Annotated in this window: 16 protein-coding genes and 1 other RNA gene; 15 read left to right on the top strand and 2 right to left on the bottom strand. The window is 62.1% G+C overall.

The annotated features are described in order from the left end of the window. Nucleotides 1–87 precede the first annotated feature (87 nt). Nucleotides 88–450: a YraN family protein gene (locus AC3WRD_RS21840; RefSeq protein ID WP_102621243.1), complete on the bottom strand. Its 363-nt coding sequence runs from the start codon at nucleotides 448–450 to the stop codon at nucleotides 88–90. Further along, the gene (locus AC3WRD_RS21835; protein WP_096822837.1) at nucleotides 450–2,261 is read right to left on the bottom strand and encodes a penicillin-binding protein activator; all 1,812 of its coding nucleotides are present in this window, start codon (nucleotides 2,259–2,261) and stop codon (nucleotides 450–452) included. Before AC3WRD_RS21835 ends, AC3WRD_RS21840 begins: the two co-directional genes overlap by 1 nt. A gap of 240 nt (nucleotides 2,262–2,501) precedes the next feature. On the opposite strand from AC3WRD_RS21835, the gene rsmI reads away from it, so the two are divergent. The 15 genes from rsmI (at nucleotide 2,502) to AC3WRD_RS21760 (ending at nucleotide 18,429) form a co-directional block, all read left to right on the top strand. Next, on the top strand, nucleotides 2,502–3,344 hold the full coding sequence (gene rsmI / locus AC3WRD_RS21830) for a 16S rRNA (cytidine(1402)-2'-O)-methyltransferase (RefSeq protein ID WP_173861362.1): 843 nt from the start codon (nucleotides 2,502–2,504) through the stop codon (nucleotides 3,342–3,344). 73 nt (nucleotides 3,345–3,417) lie between these two features. Next, an RNA gene (gene rnpB / locus AC3WRD_RS21825) (RNase P RNA component class A) lies at nucleotides 3,418–3,771 on the top strand. A 403-nt stretch (nucleotides 3,772–4,174) separates the two neighbouring features. After that, entirely contained in the window at nucleotides 4,175–4,630 is a 456-nt protein-coding gene (gene mraZ, locus AC3WRD_RS21820) for a division/cell wall cluster transcriptional repressor MraZ (protein WP_003205355.1), read from the top strand. After that, a complete protein-coding gene (gene rsmH / locus AC3WRD_RS21815) occupies nucleotides 4,627–5,574 on the top strand; it encodes a 16S rRNA (cytosine(1402)-N(4))-methyltransferase RsmH (protein WP_371858318.1) in 948 nt (315 codons plus the stop codon). Before mraZ ends, rsmH begins: the two co-directional genes overlap by 4 nt. Further along, nucleotides 5,571–5,864 carry a cell division protein FtsL gene (ftsL, locus tag AC3WRD_RS21810; protein WP_007956777.1) on the top strand — a complete coding sequence of 98 codons (294 nt, stop codon included), beginning with the start codon at nucleotides 5,571–5,573 and terminating at the stop codon, nucleotides 5,862–5,864. The genes rsmH and ftsL overlap by 4 nt, the downstream gene beginning before the upstream one ends. Then, nucleotides 5,864–7,603, top strand: coding sequence for a peptidoglycan D,D-transpeptidase FtsI family protein (locus AC3WRD_RS21805; protein WP_173861365.1), 1,740 nt, complete (start codon nucleotides 5,864–5,866; stop codon nucleotides 7,601–7,603). Before ftsL ends, AC3WRD_RS21805 begins: the two co-directional genes overlap by 1 nt. Beyond that, complete coding sequence (locus tag AC3WRD_RS21800) at nucleotides 7,603–9,066, top strand: UDP-N-acetylmuramoyl-L-alanyl-D-glutamate--2,6-diaminopimelate ligase (protein ID WP_102621245.1); 1,464 nt, start codon at nucleotides 7,603–7,605, stop codon at nucleotides 9,064–9,066. The genes AC3WRD_RS21805 and AC3WRD_RS21800 overlap by 1 nt, the downstream gene beginning before the upstream one ends. Next, nucleotides 9,059–10,426 carry a UDP-N-acetylmuramoyl-tripeptide--D-alanyl-D-alanine ligase gene (locus AC3WRD_RS21795; RefSeq protein WP_102621246.1) on the top strand — a complete coding sequence of 456 codons (1,368 nt, stop codon included), beginning with the start codon at nucleotides 9,059–9,061 and terminating at the stop codon, nucleotides 10,424–10,426. Before AC3WRD_RS21800 ends, AC3WRD_RS21795 begins: the two co-directional genes overlap by 8 nt. Further along, nucleotides 10,426–11,508, top strand: a complete 1,083-nt coding sequence (gene mraY / locus AC3WRD_RS21790) for a phospho-N-acetylmuramoyl-pentapeptide-transferase (RefSeq protein ID WP_096822832.1) — start codon at nucleotides 10,426–10,428, stop codon at nucleotides 11,506–11,508. Before AC3WRD_RS21795 ends, mraY begins: the two co-directional genes overlap by 1 nt. Nucleotides 11,509–11,513: 5 nt before the next feature. Beyond that, entirely contained in the window at nucleotides 11,514–12,860 is a 1,347-nt protein-coding gene (gene murD / locus AC3WRD_RS21785; protein WP_102621247.1) for a UDP-N-acetylmuramoyl-L-alanine--D-glutamate ligase, read from the top strand. Beyond that, nucleotides 12,857–14,074: a putative lipid II flippase FtsW gene (ftsW, locus tag AC3WRD_RS21780; RefSeq protein ID WP_096822830.1), complete on the top strand. Its 1,218-nt coding sequence runs from the start codon at nucleotides 12,857–12,859 to the stop codon at nucleotides 14,072–14,074. Before murD ends, ftsW begins: the two co-directional genes overlap by 4 nt. Continuing rightward, nucleotides 14,064–15,134, top strand: coding sequence for an undecaprenyldiphospho-muramoylpentapeptide beta-N-acetylglucosaminyltransferase (murG, locus tag AC3WRD_RS21775; protein WP_096822829.1), 1,071 nt, complete (start codon nucleotides 14,064–14,066; stop codon nucleotides 15,132–15,134). The genes ftsW and murG overlap by 11 nt, the downstream gene beginning before the upstream one ends. Then, nucleotides 15,127–16,587, top strand: a complete 1,461-nt coding sequence (gene murC, locus AC3WRD_RS21770; RefSeq protein WP_085733672.1) for a UDP-N-acetylmuramate--L-alanine ligase — start codon at nucleotides 15,127–15,129, stop codon at nucleotides 16,585–16,587. The genes murG and murC overlap by 8 nt, the downstream gene beginning before the upstream one ends. Beyond that, on the top strand, nucleotides 16,584–17,558 hold the full coding sequence (locus AC3WRD_RS21765) for a D-alanine--D-alanine ligase (RefSeq protein WP_096822828.1): 975 nt from the start codon (nucleotides 16,584–16,586) through the stop codon (nucleotides 17,556–17,558). The genes murC and AC3WRD_RS21765 overlap by 4 nt, the downstream gene beginning before the upstream one ends. A gap of 4 nt (nucleotides 17,559–17,562) precedes the next feature. Continuing rightward, the gene (locus AC3WRD_RS21760; RefSeq protein WP_096822827.1) at nucleotides 17,563–18,429 is read left to right on the top strand and encodes a cell division protein FtsQ/DivIB; all 867 of its coding nucleotides are present in this window, start codon (nucleotides 17,563–17,565) and stop codon (nucleotides 18,427–18,429) included. Nucleotides 18,430–18,440: the final 11 nt, after the last annotated feature.

The following is an 18,440-nucleotide window of genomic DNA, read 5'->3' as shown; positions in this document are numbered from 1 at the left end:
TAGCGCGGCTGTCCGGCACGTGAATGTGCAGCCCGCAAAGCAAAGAGCAAAAGTGTTGAGTGAAAATGTCCAGGTTGGCGCAGGCGCTCAACTGTCGAACGCATTCTGCAACCAGTTCAGCTGACCCTGGTGGCTGTCGATGGCCACCACGTCGAAGCGGCAGGGGGAATTGGCCCAACGCGACTCGCGCTGAAGAAAATACTGTGCGGCGAAAATCAGTTTCTGCCGTTTGCGCCCGTCGATACTGTCGAGCGCTCCACCCCATTGAGTGTTCTTTCGGTAACGTACTTCGACGAATACTACTGTATCGCCATCAAGCATGACCAGATCAAGCTCGCCGCGTTTGCATAACCAGTTCTGCGCCAGCAGGCGCAGACCCTGGTGTTGCAGATGCTCGAGCGCCTGGCGCTCGGCATCCTTGCCGCTTTGCAGGTTTGACCTGTCGGGCATCAGCGCGGAGTGTCCGGCAGGCGCTGAACCTGACCACTGACGAACTGAGCCCATGGCAGTTGACGCACGACGCGTTGTGTCTGAGTCATGCCCAGGCTACCCGACAGACCATCGATGCGGCTGTCCGGCAGCGCCTTGAGTTGATCAAGGCGTGGCGCCAGGCGGTAGGCATCAACACCCATCGCATACAGGCGGCCGAGGCTGCCGGAGGCTTGTGGCCACTGTGCGGTGACCTGCTTGCGCAGCGGATCGTTGGCATCCAGCAACCATGGGGTCTCGCAGAAGCGCACACCGTTCATGTCGTTGTACTGGTTCACGTCGCCGCTGGCGCTGAACACATGGGAGGTCGCGTAGACCGGCACGTCGCCAGCGTACTGGAAGTTCAGGGTCGGCTTGATCTGCTGCGCCTGTTGCGGGGTCGCGGCGAGGAAGATGAACTCGATGTCCTGGCGACGCGAAGGCTGGGCGGCGACGTTCGTGCCGGCAGCATTCTGCAGGCTCTTGGCGCGGGCTTCGCTCTGGCGCAGCTGGAACATGTCGGCGATCTGTTGGGCCAGTTGCACAGGCTGATCGACGCGCTCGGTGGCGACGATGCTGCCGCCGTTGGCTTGCCAGTCCTGGCTGAACGCACGCAGGACGCGGTCGCCCCATTCGCCTTTCGGCACCATGATCGCGGCGCGGTGCAGACCGTCGGCACGGGCGCGGCGGGACACTTCGCGGGCTTCGTCTTCAGCAGCCAGGCCGAACTGGAACAGTTGCGCCGGGCCCTGGTCGCCTTCGCTGTAGTTCAGCGCGAGGGTCGTGATCGGCAGTTGCGGGCGGGTGCTCAGCTGTTTGACCAGTGGTTTTTCCAGTGGCCCGACAACCAGTTGCACGCCGTCGGCCTGGGCCTTGCGGTAGAACTCGTCCATGTTGGTCAGGTGCGAGCTGTCGTAGAACACGATGGCCGGTGGTTTCTGACCGGCTTGCTGAGCCTGGTAGTGCGCGGCCATGAAGCCGTCGCGCAGGGCCTTGCCGACCGAGGCCAGTTGGCCATCCTGCGGCAGCAGCAGGGCGATCTTGCTCAACGGCTGGCTGGCCAGTTCCTTGAGCTTGGTCAGTGGCAGCGGCAGGTTGATCGCGGCCGGGTGTTTCGGGTGCTGCGAGCGCCAAGCGTCGATGGCGGCTTGCTGTTGCTCGAGGGTGCCGGCAGTTTTCACTGCCAGAGCCAGGCTCATCCAGCCGCCGAGGTCGTCGGTGGTGTTCGGTTGCAGTTGATCGGTCGGCAGCGACGCAATCAGGGTCCAGATCGCTTCGTGGTTCTTGCTGGCGGCTTCGCCTTCCAGCATCGGTGCGATGAAGATGCGCTCGCGGGCGGCAGCCAGTGTCTGGCCATCGGCTTCAAGGGCGCGGGCGTGAACGGTGCCGGCGCGAACTTGCAGCGGTATCGACATTTCGCTCAGGCGTTGCAGGCTTGGATGGTTCAAGGCTGCCAGCGCGGCTTTCGGCTGGTTGCGGGTCATGGCCAGTTCAGCGGCCAAGGTGCTGGCGAATGCCTGCTGGCCCGGCTGGAGTTGCTCCATTGGCACCTGTTGCAGGATCTGCGCGGACTGTCCGGCATTGCCTTGACGGTAAGCCATGTCCGCCGCACTCAGGCGCAGCAGTGCAGCCTTGTCCGGCGATTTGGCCTGGGCGGCCTGTTCGAGCAGTTGCTCGATGCTGGCATCCGGAGTCCGTGGAAGTTCGCCAAGGCTGGAGGAAGGGGAGCTGGCGCAAGCCGCCAGCAAGGCAGCGAGGCAGAGGGCAGTGAACAGCCGCAGGCAAGCGATCATGTAAGTGTTCCTGATACTCGATCAAATTAGCGTCGAATTGTACCCAAGCGCTGGCCGGGGCGCGATGTTACTGGCGTGAAACCGTCAATTTAGCTGATACAAATGTTGCGCGACCGCACAATGGTGCGACAAACCGTGTCTGCCGCGACCGCATCGCCGGTCGCTCGACGCGCTACAATGGCGGTTTTTACCGATCGTGAGGTGTGCGCTTTGACTGCTCCAGGTGCTTTGAATTCCGCTATGGGCTCGCTTTATGTGGTGGCGACGCCCATCGGCAACCTGGATGACATCAGCGCCCGGGCGTTGAAAATCCTGCGCGAAGTGGCGCTGATTGCCGCCGAAGACACGCGCCATTCCCAGCGTCTGATGCAGCACTTCGGCATCACTACACCGCTGGCGGCCTGTCACGAACACAATGAGCGTGACGAAGGCAGTCGCTTCATCACCCGTCTGTTGGCTGGCGATAACGTGGCGCTGATTTCCGATGCCGGTACGCCGCTGATTTCCGATCCGGGTTATCACCTGGTGCGTCAGGCTCGTGCCGCCGGGATCAATGTGGTGCCGGTACCGGGTGCCTGCGCGTTGATTGCGGCACTGTCGGCTGCCGGTCTGCCGTCTGATCGTTTCATCTTTGAAGGCTTTCTGCCGGCCAAGGCGGTGGGGCGCAAGGCGCGTCTTGAGGCGATCAAGGAAGAGCCGCGCACGCTGATTTTCTACGAGGCGCCGCATCGTATTCTCGAGTGTCTGCAGGATATGGAAGCCGTGTTTGGCGCTGATCGCCCGGCATTGCTCGCCCGCGAAATCACCAAAACCTTTGAAACGCTCAAGGGCCTGCCGCTGGCCGAGTTGCGCGCATTCGTCGAGGCGGACAGCAATCAACAGCGTGGCGAATGCGTTGTTGTGGTGGCTGGCTGGACTGCGCCGGAATCCGAAGATGCCGTCAGCAGCGAGGCCATGCGCATCCTCAATCTGTTGCTCGAAGAGATGCCGCTCAAGCGTGCTGCGGCTCTGGCGGCGCAAATCACCGGTGAGCGCAAAAACGTGCTGTATCAGGTCGCGCTGGATCAGCAAAAAGACGCGTAACCCGTCGCGCAGACCGGTTTGCGGGCTATTAGCGCTTGTTCTTCGGGCGCTCTGCCGTTAACCTGCGCGGCGGAGAGTCGATCGGACAGTCGCTGCCCTCTATGAAAATTAGGGGGGGGAGGAAAGTCCGGGCTCCATAGGGCGAAGTGCCAGGTAATGCCTGGGAGGCGTGAGCCTACGGAAAGTGCCACAGAAAATAACCGCCTAAGCGCTTCGGCGCCGGTAAGGGTGAAAAGGTGCGGTAAGAGCGCACCGCACGTCTGGCAACAGTTCGTGGCTAGGTAAACCCCACTTGGAGCAAGACCAAATAGGGTCCCAAGGCGTGGCCCGCGCTGGGACCGGGTAGGTTGCTAAAGATGTCCAGTGATGGCCATCGTAGACGAATGACTGTTCAAGACAGAACCCGGCTTACAGATCGACTCTCCACCTTTTTCTTTTCCCTGCTTGAATTAAAGGCGACAGGGCTGTTTATTATCAGCAGGCCTGCTCTGGAAATCCGGCAGCGGCAACCGCAGTAATAGCCATTTCCCACCTTGCTTCAATCAACAGCAGAAGCGCTTTTGTAATACCGAAAAAATCTTACTCTTAACAAATTACTTTAACTTTCGAGCGCAGCTTTCAGTGCTGCATCAAGTTATTGGATAAAAGCATCCGCCAGATTCTCGTTGCGCCTCCTTTTATGCTCCTAAATCTCCGTTCTGTAAGGGTTTTCCTTTAATCCGCGCCTTGACGGTGTGGTGGGCGCATTCCTATAGTGTGCGCAAGTGGCGGAAAGTGGCATGAAGTGGGTTTTTTGAGCTCAAAACGATAAAAATTGGAGAAACGCAGACGTGTTTCGCGGAGCTAACGCTATCAGTCTCGACGCAAAGGGCCGTCTCGCCATGCCGAGCCGGTACCGTGACGAGCTCGTTTCGCGTAGTTCCGGCCAGTTGATCGTGACCATCGATGCCGTTGATCCGTGTTTGTGTGTCTACCCGCTCGATGAGTGGGAAATTATTGAAACCAAGTTGCGCGCGCTTCCTTCGCTCCGCGAAGAGAACCGTCGTCTGCAGCGCTTATTGATTGGTAATGCCGTTGACCTCGAGCTCGACGGCAGTGGTCGTTTTCTGGTTCCGCCGCGTCTGCGCGAATACGCAAAGCTGGACAAGCGCGCGATGCTGGTCGGCCAACTGAACAAGTTCCAATTGTGGGACGAAGATGCCTGGAACGCGGTTTCTGCCGCTGACCTGGCTGCCATACAACAACCGGGCGCCATGCCTGACGAACTGCGTGATTTGATCCTGTGACTATTGATAGCGGCTTTAACCACATCACCGTACTGCTTGACGAAGCCGTCGAGGCTCTCGCCGTACGTCCTGATGGCTGCTATCTGGACGGCACGTTCGGGCGCGGCGGGCACAGCCGGTTGATCCTCAGCAAGCTCGGTCCCGATGGCCGGCTCATCGGATTCGACAAGGATCCTCAAGCGATTGCCACCGGGCAAACGCTAGCGGCCGAAGACGGCCGCTTTGTCGTTGTGCAGCGCAGCTTTGCCGAGCTCGGTTCGGTGGTTGCCGAGCGTGGTCTGGACGGCAAGGTCAGCGGTATTCTGCTCGATCTGGGCGTGTCTTCGCCGCAGCTCGATGATGCCGAACGCGGCTTCAGCTTCCTCAATGACGGCCCGCTGGACATGCGCATGGATCCGTCCCGTGGCATCAGCGCAGCCGAGTTCGTCAACACCGCGCCTGTGGAAGAAATCGCCCGGGTGTTCAAGGAATATGGCGAAGAACGTTTCTCCGGTCGCATGGCTCGCGCCGTGGCCGAACGTCGTGACATCACGCCGTTCGAGCGTACCGCCGATCTGGCCGAAGTGCTGAAAGTCGCCAACCCTGCATGGGAAAAGGGCAAGAACCCGGCAACCCGTGCATTCCAGGGTCTGCGCATTCACGTCAACAACGAACTGGGCGATCTGGAAGCGGGCCTTGAAGCCGCTTTGGAATCGCTGGAAATCGGCGGCCGTCTGGTCGTGATCAGCTTCCACTCGCTGGAAGACCGCATCGTCAAACTGTTCATGCGCAAGCTGGTGAAAGGCGAAGCCGACAACCTGCCGCGCAACCTGCCGGTTCGCCACGTTGCGTTCGAACCGAAAATCAAAGTCCATGGCAAAGCGCAGACGGCCTCCGACGCCGAACTCAAAGCCAACCCACGTTCCCGTAGCGCCGTCATGCGCGTCGCGGAGAAGCTGCGGTGAGCAAGCTTTTCGCCAAGCCACTGCCCGGCGGCAGCTTTTTCATGCTGCTGCTGTTCATCGGCGTGCTCGTGTCGGCCATCGGCGTGTCTTACAGCGCCCACTGGAATCGGCAGTTGCTCAATACCCTGTACAACGAACTGAGCGTGCGCGACAAGGCGCAGGCCGAGTGGGGGCGCCTGATCCTGGAGCAAAGCACCTGGACCGCCCACAGCCGGATCGAAGTGCTGGCCACCGAACAACTGAAGATGCACATCCCTGGCGCGGCTGACGTGAAGATGGTGGCGCCATGATGAAACTCGAAGGGGCTCTCTTCCCGTGGCGCTTCCGTCTGTTGGTAGGTCTGCTCGGCGTGATGGTGGCCGCGATCTGCTGGCGCATCATTGACCTGCAAGTGGTCGACCGTGACTTCCTCAAGGGGCAGGGCGATGCGCGCAGCGTTCGTCATATCCCGATTCCGGCACACCGTGGCCTGATCACCGACCGCAACGGCGAGCCTCTGGCCGTGAGTACCCCGGTGACCACACTGTGGGCCAACGCCAAGGAAATGCAGACGGCCAAAGAGAAGTGGCCGGCACTGGCAGCGGCGCTGGGGCAGGATCCGAAAGCCCTGGCCGAACGCCTCGAAGCCCAGGCCAACAAAGAATTCATTTATCTGGTGCGCGGGCTGACCCCCGAGCAGGGCCAGGCCGTGCTCGACCTGAAAGTACCGGGCGTCTACGGCATCGAAGAATTCCGCCGGTTCTACCCGGCCGGTGAAGTCACCGCGCACATGGTCGGGTTCACCGACATCGATGACCACGGTCGTGAAGGCGTCGAACTGGCCTACGATGAATGGCTGGCCGGCGTGCCCGGCAAGCGGCAAGTCATCAAGGATCGGCGCGGACGGCTGATCAAGGATGTCCAGGTCACCAAAAACGCCAAGGCCGGCAAGCCCTTGGCGTTGTCCATTGACCTGCGTCTGCAATACCTGGCCAACCGCGAGCTGCGTAACGCGATCATCGAGAACGGCGCCAAGGCTGGCAGCCTGGTGATCATGGACGTGAAAACCGGCGAGATCCTCGCCATGGTCAACCAGCCGACCTACAACCCGAACAACCGTCGCAACCTGCAACCGGCGATGATGCGTAACCGCGCGATGATCGACGTGTTCGAACCGGGTTCGACCATGAAAGCGATCTCGATGAGCGCCGCGATCGAAACCGGCCGCTGGAAACCGAGCGACACCGTCGAGGTGTATCCGGGCTCCCTGCAGATCGGCAAATACACGATCAAGGACGTATCGAAGACCGAAGGTCCGGTACTCGACCTGACCGGCATTCTGATCAATTCCAGTAACGTCGGCATGAGTAAGGTCGCGTTCGATATCGGCGGCGAAACCATTTTCCGTCTCGCGCAGAAAGTCGGCCTCGGTCAGGACACCGGCCTCGGCTTCCCGGGCGAACGTGTCGGTAACCTGCCGAATTACCGCGAGTGGCGTAAAGCCGAAACCGCAACGCTGTCCTACGGCTACGGTATTTCGGTGACCGCGATTCAGCTGGTGCACGCGTTCTCGGCGCTGGCCAACAACGGTCGCCTCGCGCCGCTGACCCTGATCAAAACCGACAAGGCGCCACAGACCACTCAGGTGCTGCCGGAAGCCGTCGCGAAAACCATGCAAGGCATGCTGCAACAGGTGATCGAGGCCCCGCGCGGTGTGTTCCGTGCGCAGGTGCCGGCGTATCACGTGGCGGGCAAGTCGGGTACTGCGCGCAAGACGTCGGTGGGCACCAAGGGTTACGCCGAAAACTCGTACCGCTCGCTGTTCGCCGGTTTCGGCCCGATGAGCGATCCGCGTTACGCCATCGTCGTGGTGATCGATGAACCGAGCAAGGCCGGTTACTTCGGTGGTCTGGTTTCGGCGCCGGTGTTCAGCCGTGTGATGTCCGGCACCCTGCGTCTGATGAACGTGACCCCGGACAACCTGCCGACAACACAACAGGCCAACGCCACCCCGGCCGTTCCGCTGAAAGCCAATGGAGGGCGCGGCTGATGTCTCTTAGTCTGAACAAGATTTTCCCCCACGCCGGCCACGATCTGTTGATCCGTGAACTGGCACTCGACAGCCGCAACGTGCGCGCGGGCGACCTGTTCCTCGCGGTGCCGGGCGGCAAGTTCGACGGTCGTGCGCATATTGCTGACGCGCTCACTCGTGGCGCTGCCGCCGTGGCTTACGAAGTGGAAGGCGCCACCGTGCTGCCGATCACTGACGTGCCGTTGATTCCGGTCAAAGGCCTGGCCGCGCAGCTGTCGGATATCGCCGGCCGTTTTTACGGTGAGCCGAGTCATCACCTGAATCTGGTGGGCGTGACCGGCACCAACGGAAAGACCAGCGTGACTCAGCTGGTTGCCCAGGCGCTGGACCTGCTGGGTCAGCACTGCGGCATCGTCGGCACCCTCGGCTCCGGTTTCTACGGCTCGCTGCAAAGCGGCCTGCACACCACGCCGAACCCGATCGCCATGCAAGCGACCCTGGGCGACCTGAAAAAGGCCGGCGCCAAAGCCGTGGCCATGGAAGTCTCGTCCCATGGTCTGGATCAGGGCCGGGTCACTGCACTGGCGTTTGACGTGGCGGTGATGACCAACCTGTCCCGCGATCACCTCGATTACCACGGCACCATGGAGGCCTACGCCGAAGCGAAGGCCAAGCTGTTTGCTTGGAATGACCTGAAGTGCCGCGTGGTCAATCTGGACGACGATTTCGGCCGGCAACTGGCCGCTGAAAAGCGTGATTCGCGTTTGATTACATATAGCTTGCTCGACAGCAGTGCCTATCTGTATGTCCGCGAAGCGCAGTTCGACGACCATGGCGTGCGCGCCACGCTGGTCACGCCGCAAGGCGAGCATCATCTGCGCAGCACATTGCTGGGCCGTTTCAACCTGAGCAACGTACTGGCTGCGGTCGGCGCCTTGCTCGGTCTGGACTACGCCCTCGACGAAATCCTCAAGGTGCTGCCGAAACTCGAAGGCCCGGCCGGACGCATGCAGCGTCTCGGCGGTGGTACTCAGCCGCTGGTGGTGGTCGATTACGCCCACACGCCGGATGCGCTGGAAAAAGTTCTGACCGCACTGCGTCCACACGTCAAAGGCCAGTTGCTGTGCCTGTTCGGTTGCGGCGGTGATCGCGATCGCGGCAAACGTCCGTTGATGGCCGAAGTGGTCGAGCGTCTGGCCGACCGCGTGCTGGTCACCGATGACAATCCGCGCACCGAAGATCCGGCGGTGATTTTCGATGACATCCGCGCCGGTTTTGCGGCTGTGGATAACGTGACGTTCGTGGCCGGCCGTGGCCAGGCCATCGCGCAATTGATCGCCAGCGCCTCGGCGGATGACGTGGTGGTCCTGGCCGGCAAAGGTCACGAGGACTATCAGGAAATCAACGGCGAGCGCCACGCATTCTCTGATCTGGTCGAGGCGGATCACGCCCTGACCGCGTGGGAGGTGGCCCATGCTTAAGGCCCTGAAACTCAGCGAGCTGACCAATGCACTCGACGCACGTCTGATCAGTGCAGACGCCAGTTTTGACGGCGTGAGCATCGACAGCCGCGCCATCAAGGCTGGCCAACTGTTTATTGCGCTGACCGGCCCGCGTTTCGACGGTCATGACTATTTGAACGACGTCGCTGCAAAAGGCGCGGTCGCGGCGCTGGTCGAGCGCGAAGTCGCCGACAGCACGCTGCCGCAATTGCTGGTCAAGGACACCCGTCAGGCCCTCGGCCAGTTGGGCGCGCTGAACCGTGCCGCATTTACCAAACCGGTTGCAGCTGTCACCGGCTCCAGCGGCAAGACCACGGTCAAGGAAATGCTCGCGAGCATCCTGCGCACGCGCGGCTCGGTGCACGCGACCCGTGGCAACCTGAACAACGACCTCGGCGTGCCGCTGACCCTGCTCGAACTTGCCCCGGAACACAGCGCGGCAGTGATCGAACTGGGTGCTTCGCGTCTGGGTGAAATCGCCTACACCGTCGGGCTGACCAAACCGCACGTAGCGATCCTCAACAACGCCGGCACCGCTCACGTCGGTGAGTTCGGCGGGCCGGAGAAAATCGTCGAAGCCAAAGGCGAAATCATCGAAGGGCTGGCGGCCGATGGCGTCGCCGTGCTGAACCTCGATGACAAGGCGTTCGGTATCTGGAAGACCCGCGCTGCCGGTCGCAAGGTGCTGACCTTTGCCCTGAGCAACACCCAGGCAGATTTCCACGCCAGCGATCTGGCCACTGACGCCCGTGGCTGCCCGGCGTTCAACCTGCACAGTCCTGAAGGTGTGGAACGGGTTCAACTGAACCTGCTCGGCACCCATAACGTCGCCAATGCCCTGGCCGCTGCCGCTGCCGCTCACGCCCTGGGCGTGTCGCTGTTCGGCATCGCCACCGGGCTTGGCGCGGTACAACCGGTCAAGGGTCGCACCGTCGCGCAACTGGCGAAAAACGGCATGCGCGTGATCGATGACACTTACAACGCGAACCCCACCTCCATGTGTGCGGCCGTTGATATACTCGCCGGCTTTTCCGGCCGCACCGTTCTGGTGCTCGGGGATATCGGCGAGTTGGGCGACTGGGCGGAGCAGGGGCACCGCGACGTGGGCGAATACGCCCGGGGCAAGGTTTCCGCGCTTTACGCCGTCGGGCCGAACATGGTCCACGCCGTGAACGCATTCGGCAACGAGGCGCATCACTTCGGCACACAGGCCGAACTGATCCAGGCCCTCGGCGCCGAGCAGGACAAAAACACCACCATTTTGATCAAGGGTTCGCGCAGCGCAGCGATGGAAAACATCGTTGCGGCCCTGTGCGGGTCCAGTCTGGAGAAACATTAATGCTGCTGCTGCTAGCGGAGTATCTGCAACAGTTCTACAAAGGCTTCGCGGTCTTCCAGTACCTGACCCTGCGCGGGATCCTCGGTGTGCTGACCGCGCTGGTCCTGTCGCTGTGCTATGGCCCGTGGATGATCCGCACCCTGCAGAACCGTCAGATCGGTCAGTCCGTTCGTAACGACGGCCCGCAATCGCACCTGTCCAAATCCGGTACGCCGACCATGGGTGGCGCGCTGATTCTGTCTTCGATCGGCGTCAGCACGTTGCTGTGGGCTGACCTGAGCAATCGTTATGTCTGGACCGTTCTGCTGGTGACCCTGCTGTTCGGCGCCATCGGCTGGGTCGACGACTACCGCAAGGTCATCGAGAAGAACTCCCGTGGTCTGCCGAGTCGCTGGAAGTATTTCTGGCAGTCGGTGTTCGGCCTCGGCGCGGCGATCTTCCTTTATATGACCGCTGCCACTCCGGTGGAAACCACCCTGATCCTGCCGATGCTCAAGGACTACAGCATTCCGCTGGGCGCCGGTTTCATCGTGCTGACTTACTTCGTGATCGTCGGTTCGAGCAACGCGGTCAACCTGACCGACGGTCTCGACGGTCTGGCGATCATGCCGACAGTGATGGTCGGCGGCGGCCTGGGCATCTTCTGCTACCTGTCGGGTAACGTGAAATTCGCTGAATACCTGCTGATCCCGTACGTACCGGGCGCAGGCGAACTGATCGTGTTCTGCGGCGCGCTGATCGGTGCCGGCCTGGGCTTCCTGTGGTTCAACACCTATCCGGCGCAAGTCTTCATGGGTGACGTCGGCGCACTGGCGCTGGGCGCAGCCCTGGGCACCATCGCGGTGATCGTCCGTCAGGAAATCGTCCTGTTCATCATGGGCGGCGTGTTCGTGATGGAAACCCTGTCAGTCGTGATTCAGGTTGCTTCCTTTAAGCTGACCGGTCGCCGTGTGTTCCGCATGGCTCCGATACACCACCACTTTGAACTCAAGGGCTGGCCCGAGCCGCGTGTGATCGTCCGTTTCTGGATCATCACCGTGATTCTCGTGCTGATCGGCCTTGCCACCCTGAAGCTGAGGTAGAACGAGTGTCTCTGATCGCTTCTGACCACTTCCGCATCGTTGTCGGCCTCGGCAAGAGCGGCATGTCCCTGGTTCGCTTCCTGGCGAACCGGGGCGTGGCGTTTGCGGTGGCCGACACGCGGGAAAATCCACCGGAACTGGCCACGCTCCAGCGTGACTATCCGCACGTGGAAGTGCGTTGTGGCGAGCTGGACGTCGAGTTCCTGTGCCGTGCCGACGAGCTCTACGTGAGCCCCGGTCTGGCGCTGGCGACCCCGGCCCTGCAAGCCGCCGCGGCCCGTGGCGTGAAGTTGTCCGGCGACATCGAGCTGTTCGCGCGTAACGCGAAGGCGCCGATTGTGGCCATCAGCGGTTCCAACGCGAAAAGCACCGTCACCACCCTGGTCGGCGAGATGGCGGCTGCGGCCGGCAAACGTGTGGCAGTGGGCGGCAACCTCGGTACGCCGGCGCTGGACCTGCTCAGCGATGACGTCGAGCTGTACGTGATGGAGCTGTCGAGCTTCCAGCTGGAAACCACCGACCAGCTCAACGCCGAAGTGGCGACCGTGCTCAACATCAGCGAAGACCACATGGATCGCTACAGCGGTCTGCCGGCCTATCACCTGGCCAAGCACCGGATCTTCCGTGGCGCCAAGCAGTTCGTGGTCAACCGTCAGGACGCGTTGACCCGTCCGCTGATGGGCGAGGGCCAGCCATGCTGGACCTTCGGTCTCACCAAACCCGATTTCAAGGCGTTCGGCCTGCGCGAAGAGAATGGCGAGAAATACCTGGCCTTTGAATTCCAGAACCTGATGCCGGTACGTGAACTGAAGATTCGCGGCGCCCACAACCAGTCCAACGCCCTCGCGGCGCTGGCGCTCGGACATGCAGTCGGTCTGCCGTTCGACGCCATGCTTGCGGCCCTGCGCAACTTCGCCGGCCTCGAGCATCGCTGCCAATGGGTGCGTGACCTGGGCGGCGTCGGTTACTACAACGATTCCAAAGCCACCAACGTCGGCGCCGCACTGGCTGCCATCGAAGGCCTGGGTGCGGACATCGACGGCAAGGTCGTGCTGATCGCCGGTGGCGACGGCAAGGGTGCCGAATTCAAGGACCTGCGTGACCCGGTAGCCGCTCATTGCCGCGCCGTGATCCTGATGGGCCGCGACTCCGACAAGATCGGCGAGGCCATCGGCGACGCCGTGCCGCTGATCCGCGCCAGTTCGCTGGTCGATGCGGTCGAACAATGCCGCGCCGCCGCCCAACCGGGTGACGTGGTGCTGCTGTCGCCGGCCTGCGCCAGTTTCGACATGTTCAAGAATTACGAAGACCGTGGTCACCAGTTCGTCCGCGCTGTGGAGGAACTGGCATGAGCCTGAGAAACATCATCAAGCCGTATCCGTCGCCGATCATCACCGGGCGCGGGATCGACCTCGACTTCCCGATGCTCGCCGGTTGCCTGGCGCTGCTCGGCCTCGGCCTGATCATGATCGCTTCGGCATCGACCGAAGTCGGTGCGGTGCAGTCGGGCAGTGCTCTTTATTACATGACCCGTCACCTGATCTACGTGGTGCTGGGACTGGGCGCGTGCATCGTCACCATGATGATTCCGATCGCCACCTGGCAGCGGCTGGGCTGGCTGATGCTGATTGGTGCGTTCGGTCTGTTGGTGATGGTGATCGTCCCGGGGATCGGCCGTGAAGTGAACGGTTCGATGCGCTGGATCGGTTTCAGCTTCTTCAACGTTCAGCCGTCCGAGATCGCCAAGGTGTTCGTGGTGATTTACCTCGCCGGTTATCTGGTGCGTCGCCAGAAGGAAGTGCGCGAGAGCTGGATGGGCTTCTTCAAGCCATTCATCGTGCTGCTGCCGATGGCCGGTCTGTTGCTGATGGAGCCGGACTTCGGTGCCACCGTCGTAATGATGGGCGCAGCGGCGGCGATGCTGTTCCTCGGCGGGGTCGGGTTGTTCCGGTTCTCGCTGATGGTGGTGCTGGCGGTGGCGGCGGTGGTGTTGCTGATTCAGATGCAACCGTACCGGATGGCGCGTCTGACCAACTTCGCCGACCCGTGGGCCGACCAGTTCGGCGCCGGATATCAATTGTCCCAGGCCTTGATCGCGTTCGGTCGCGGCGAGTGGCTGGGCGTGGGGCTGGGCAACAGCGTGCAGAAGCAGTTCTACCTGCCGGAAGCCCACACCGACTTCGTGTTCTCGGTACTGGCTGAAGAGCTGGGCGCGGTGGGTTCGCTGTGCACCGTGGCGTTGTTCGTGTTCGTGTGTATTCGCGGCATGTACATCGGTCTGTGGGCCGAGAAAGCCAAACAGTTTTTTGCCGCTTATGTTGCCTACGGTCTGTCGTTCCTGTGGATCGGCCAGTTCCTGATCAACATCGGCGTGAACGTCGGCCTGCTGCCGACCAAGGGTCTGACCTTGCCGTTCCTCAGTTATGGCGGCAGTTCCCTGGTGATCTGCTGCGCCTGCCTTGGCTTGTTGCTGAGGATCGAGTGGGAGAGTCGGACCCACCTGGGCAGTGAAGAGATGGAATTCCATGAGAGCGACTTCGCGGAGGAGCCGAATCATGGGCGCTAACGTATTGATCATGGCCGGTGGTACCGGTGGCCACGTGTTCCCGGCACTGTCCTGCGCCCGTGAGTTTCAGGCACGCGGCTATACCGTGCACTGGCTCGGCACGCCACGCGGGATCGAAAACGACCTGGTGCCGGCCGCCGGCCTCGAATTGCACCGCATCAACGCCAGCGGTCTGCGCGGCAAGGGCAAGCTGTCGCTGCTCAAGGCGCCGTTCATGCTGCTGAAGTCGGTGTGGCAGGCGCGGGCGATCATTCGCCGGCTGCGTCCGGTGTGTGTGGTCGGCTTCGGTGGTTACGTGACCGGCCCTGGTGGCATCGCCGCGAAACTGGCCGGCGTACCGGTGATCGTTCATGAGCAGAACGCCGTGGCCGGCACCGCCAATCGGTTGCTGGTGCCGTTCGCCGCCCGGGTGTGTGAAGCCTTCCCCGACACCTTTACCCTGTCGGACAGCCGCCGTACCACCGGTAACCCGGTGCGCAGCGAGCTGTTCCTCGAAACACCGCGTGCGGCACTGGCCGGACGCAAGGCGCGTTTGCTGATCCTGGGCGGAAGCCTGGGCGCAGAACCGTTGAACAAGTTGCTGCCTGAAGCCTTGGCACAAGTCGCTGCCGACTTGCGCCCGGAAGTGTTTCATCAGGCCGGCAAAAATCACGATGAAGTGACTGCAGAGCGCTACCGCGCCGCCGGCGTGGACGCGCAGGTGCAGCCCTTCATCAAGGACATGGCCCAGGCCTATGGCTGGGCCGATCTGGTGGTGTGCCGCGCAGGCGCATTGACCGTCAGTGAGCTGGCTGCCGCCGGTCTGCCCTCGATGCTGGTGCCCTTGCCCCACGCGATCGACGATCACCAGACCCGCAACGCCGATTATTTGGCCCGCGAAGGCGCTGCCTTCCTGATGCCGCAAAGAACGACTGGTGCCGCGGACCTTGCCGCGCGCCTGACAGAGGTCTTGATGCAACCGCAACGACTCGAAGAAATGGCCCAAGCGGCCCGCCGTCTGGCAAAACCCGAAGCCACCCGCAGCGTGGTCGATACCTGTCTGGAGGTGGCCCATGGTTGAGAATCAGAAAGCCATGCCGCAACCGGAAATGCGCCGCATCCGTCGCATCCACTTCGTCGGGATCGGCGGCGTGGGCATGTGCGGCATTGCCGAAGTGCTGCTGAACCTGGGTTACGCCGTGTCCGGCTCCGACCTCAAGGCTTCGCCGGTCACTGAGCGTCTGGAATCCTTCGGTGCGCAGATCTTCATCGGTCACCGTGCCGAGAACGCCGCTGCCGCCGATGTGCTGGTGGTATCGAGCGCCGTGAACACCTCCAACCCGGAAGTCGCGACCGCCCTTGAGCGTCGTATTCCGGTGGTGCCACGTGCCGAGATGCTCGCCGAGCTGATGCGCTACCGCCACGGCATCGCCGTTGCCGGTACCCACGGCAAAACCACCACCACCAGCCTGATCGCTTCGGTGTTCGCGGCCGGTGGCCTGGACCCGACGTTCGTCATCGGTGGCCGTCTGAACGCTGCGGGCACCAATGCCCAGCTCGGCACCAGCCGCTACCTGATCGCCGAGGCCGACGAGAGCGACGCCAGCTTCCTGCACCTGCAACCGCTGGTGGCCGTGGTCACCAACATCGACGCCGACCACATGGCGACCTACGACGGTGACTTCAACAAACTGAAGAAAACCTTCGTCGAGTTCCTGCACAACCTGCCGTTCTACGGTCTGGCGGTGATGTGTCTGGACGACCCGGTGGTGCGTGAAATCCTGCCGCAGGTGAAACGTCCGACCGTGACCTACGGCTTCAGCGAAGACGCTGACGTGCGCGCCATCAATGTGCGCCAGCAAGGCATGCAGACCTTCTTCACCGTGCTGCGCCCTGATCGCGAGCCGCTGGATGTGTCCGTGAACATGCCGGGCAACCACAACGTGCTCAATTCCCTGGCGACCATCTGCATCGCCACCGACGAAGGCGTCAGTGATGAAGCCATCGTTCAGGGGCTGTCCGGGTTCCAGGGTGTCGGTCGTCGCTTCCAGGTCTACGGCGAACTGCCGGTGGACGGCGGCAACGTGATGCTGGTCGATGACTACGGTCACCACCCGACCGAAGTCGCGGCCGTGATCAAGGCTGTGCGCGGTGGCTGGCCAGAGCGCCGCCTGGTGATGGTCTACCAGCCGCACCGCTACAGCCGCACCCGTGACCTGTACGACGACTTCGTCAATGTACTGGCCGACGCCAACGTGCTGCTGCTGATGGAAGTCTATCCGGCCGGCGAAGAGCCGATTCCGGGGGCTGACAGCCGCAAACTGTGCAACAGCATCCGTCAGCGCGGTCAGCTAGACCCGATCTACATCGAGCGCGGTGTCGATCTCGCGCCGCTGGTCAAGCCGCTGCTGCGTGCCGGTGACATTCTGCTGTGCCAGGGCGCCGGTGACATCGGCGGCCTCGCACCGAAACTGTTGAAAAGCGAGTTGTTCGCCGGTGCCGTGGCGGCGCCGGTCGAGGGGAAGTTGAAATGACTGCTGCCTACGCCAATCTGTTCTCCACCATTGCCCCGAAAGACTTCGGCCGGGTTGCCGTGCTGTTCGGTGGCTTGAGTGCCGAGCGTGAAGTCTCGCTGAAGTCCGGCAACGCCGTGCTCACTGCGCTGCAAAGCGCCGGTGTGGACGCGTTCGGGATCGACGTCGGTGCCGACATTCTGCAGCGCTTGTTGAGCGAGAAGATCGACCGCGCGTTCATCATCCTCCACGGTCGTGGCGGTGAAGACGGCAGCATGCAGGGCCTGCTCGAAGTGGCCGGCATTCCGTACACCGGCAGCGGCATCCTGGCTTCCGCGCTGGCGATGGACAAACTGCGCACCAAGCAGGTCTGGCACACGTTGGGGATTCCGACGCCGCGTCACGCCGTGCTGCGCAGCGAGGCCGATTGTATTTCGGCAGCGACGGAACTGGGCTTCCCTTTGATCGTCAAACCGGCGCATGAAGGTTCAAGTATCGGGATGGCCAAAGTGAGTTCTGCGTCCGAGTTGATCGACGCATGGAAAGCGGCCAGTACCTACGATTCGCAAGTGTTGGTCGAGCAATGGATCCACGGTCCGGAGTTCACCATCGCCACCCTGCGTGACCAGGTGTTGCCTCCTATCGCCCTGGGTACGCCACACACGTTCTACGACTACGACGCCAAGTACATCGCCAACGATACCCAGTATCGGATTCCGTGCGGGCTGGATGCCGCCAAGGAAAAAGAACTCATGGACCTCACGGCGCAAGCCTGCGAGGCGCTGGGCATCGGTGGTTGGGGTCGGGCGGACGTGATGCAGGACGCCGACGGCAAATTCTGGTTCCTGGAAGTCAACACCGCTCCCGGCATGACCGATCACAGCCTGGTACCGATGGCGGCGAAAGCGGCCGGTCTGGATTTCCAGCAACTGGTCCTGGCCATTCTGGCCGCCAGTGTCGATGCCGATGGCAAGAAAGAGGCGCGAGGTTAAGACCATGCAAGGCGCACAGCTCAGACATCAGCCACCCGCTCCCGGCCGCAAGCCGGTGCCGCGGGGTGCCAGCCGAATGGTGGCCAAAGAGCCGATGTCCGCGCGCCTGCCCAAAGCCAATTTCGGCTTTCTGAAAAGCCTGTTCTGGCCGGTGTTGCTGGTGGTGCTCGGGTTCGGCACCTACGAAGGCGCGCAGCGGTTGTTGCCGTACGCCGACCGGCCGATCACCAAGATCGCGGTGCAGGGCGACCTGAGCTATATCAGCCAGCAAGCGGTGCAGCAGCGAATCGCCCCGTACGTGGCGTCGAGCTTCTTCACCATCGACCTGGCGAGCATGCGCACCGAGCTGGAGCAGATGCCGTGGATCGCTCACGCCGAAGTCCGTCGGGTGTGGCCGGACCAGGTGGTGATCCGCCTCGAAGAGCAACTGCCTGTGGCCCGTTGGGGCGACGAGTCGCTGCTCAACAACCAGGGCCAGGCGTTCACGCCCAAGGAACTGGCGAACTACGAACACTTGCCACAGCTGTTCGGCCCGCAGCGGGCCCAGCAGCAAGTGATGCAGCAGTATCAGGTGCTGAGCCAGATGCTCAGGCCAATGGGCTTCTCGATTGCGCGCCTTGAGCTGCGTGAACGTGGCAGCTGGTTCCTGACTACCGGTGCCGGCAGTTCCGGCCCCGGCATCGAGTTGCTGCTGGGACGCGGCAACCTGGTGGAAAAGATGCGCCGCTTCATTGCCATCTATGACAAGACGCTTAAAGACCAGATTACGAACATTGCGCGCATCGATCTGCGCTATGCCAACGGCCTCGCTGTTGGCTGGCGGGAACCAGTAGCGCCGACGACAGCCCAACCCGCTGTCGCAAAGAATTAAGAAGAGGCAGG

It is taken from the genome of Pseudomonas sp. FW215-R2, from assembly GCF_058789255.1.
The sequence above is the reverse complement of the archived record's forward strand: the minus strand, read 5'-3'. Positions and strand labels throughout refer to the sequence as shown.

Coding starts and splice junctions, on each gene's coding strand:
- AC3WRD_RS21840 (WP_102621243.1), bottom strand. CDS start 450: ATGCCCGACAGGTCAAACCTGCAAAGCGGCAAGGATGCCGAGCGCCAG.
- AC3WRD_RS21835 (WP_096822837.1), bottom strand. CDS start 2,261: ATGATCGCTTGCCTGCGGCTGTTCACTGCCCTCTGCCTCGCTGCCTTG.
- rsmI (WP_173861362.1), top strand. CDS start 2,502: ATGGGCTCGCTTTATGTGGTGGCGACGCCCATCGGCAACCTGGATGAC.
- AC3WRD_RS21805 (WP_173861365.1), top strand. CDS start 5,864: ATGAAACTCGAAGGGGCTCTCTTCCCGTGGCGCTTCCGTCTGTTGGTA.
- AC3WRD_RS21800 (WP_102621245.1), top strand. CDS start 7,603: ATGTCTCTTAGTCTGAACAAGATTTTCCCCCACGCCGGCCACGATCTG.
- AC3WRD_RS21795 (WP_102621246.1), top strand. CDS start 9,059: ATGCTTAAGGCCCTGAAACTCAGCGAGCTGACCAATGCACTCGACGCA.
- mraY (WP_096822832.1), top strand. CDS start 10,426: ATGCTGCTGCTGCTAGCGGAGTATCTGCAACAGTTCTACAAAGGCTTC.
- ftsW (WP_096822830.1), top strand. CDS start 12,857: ATGAGCCTGAGAAACATCATCAAGCCGTATCCGTCGCCGATCATCACC.
- murG (WP_096822829.1), top strand. CDS start 14,064: ATGGGCGCTAACGTATTGATCATGGCCGGTGGTACCGGTGGCCACGTG.
- murC (WP_085733672.1), top strand. CDS start 15,127: ATGGTTGAGAATCAGAAAGCCATGCCGCAACCGGAAATGCGCCGCATC.
- AC3WRD_RS21765 (WP_096822828.1), top strand. CDS start 16,584: ATGACTGCTGCCTACGCCAATCTGTTCTCCACCATTGCCCCGAAAGAC.
- AC3WRD_RS21760 (WP_096822827.1), top strand. CDS start 17,563: ATGCAAGGCGCACAGCTCAGACATCAGCCACCCGCTCCCGGCCGCAAG.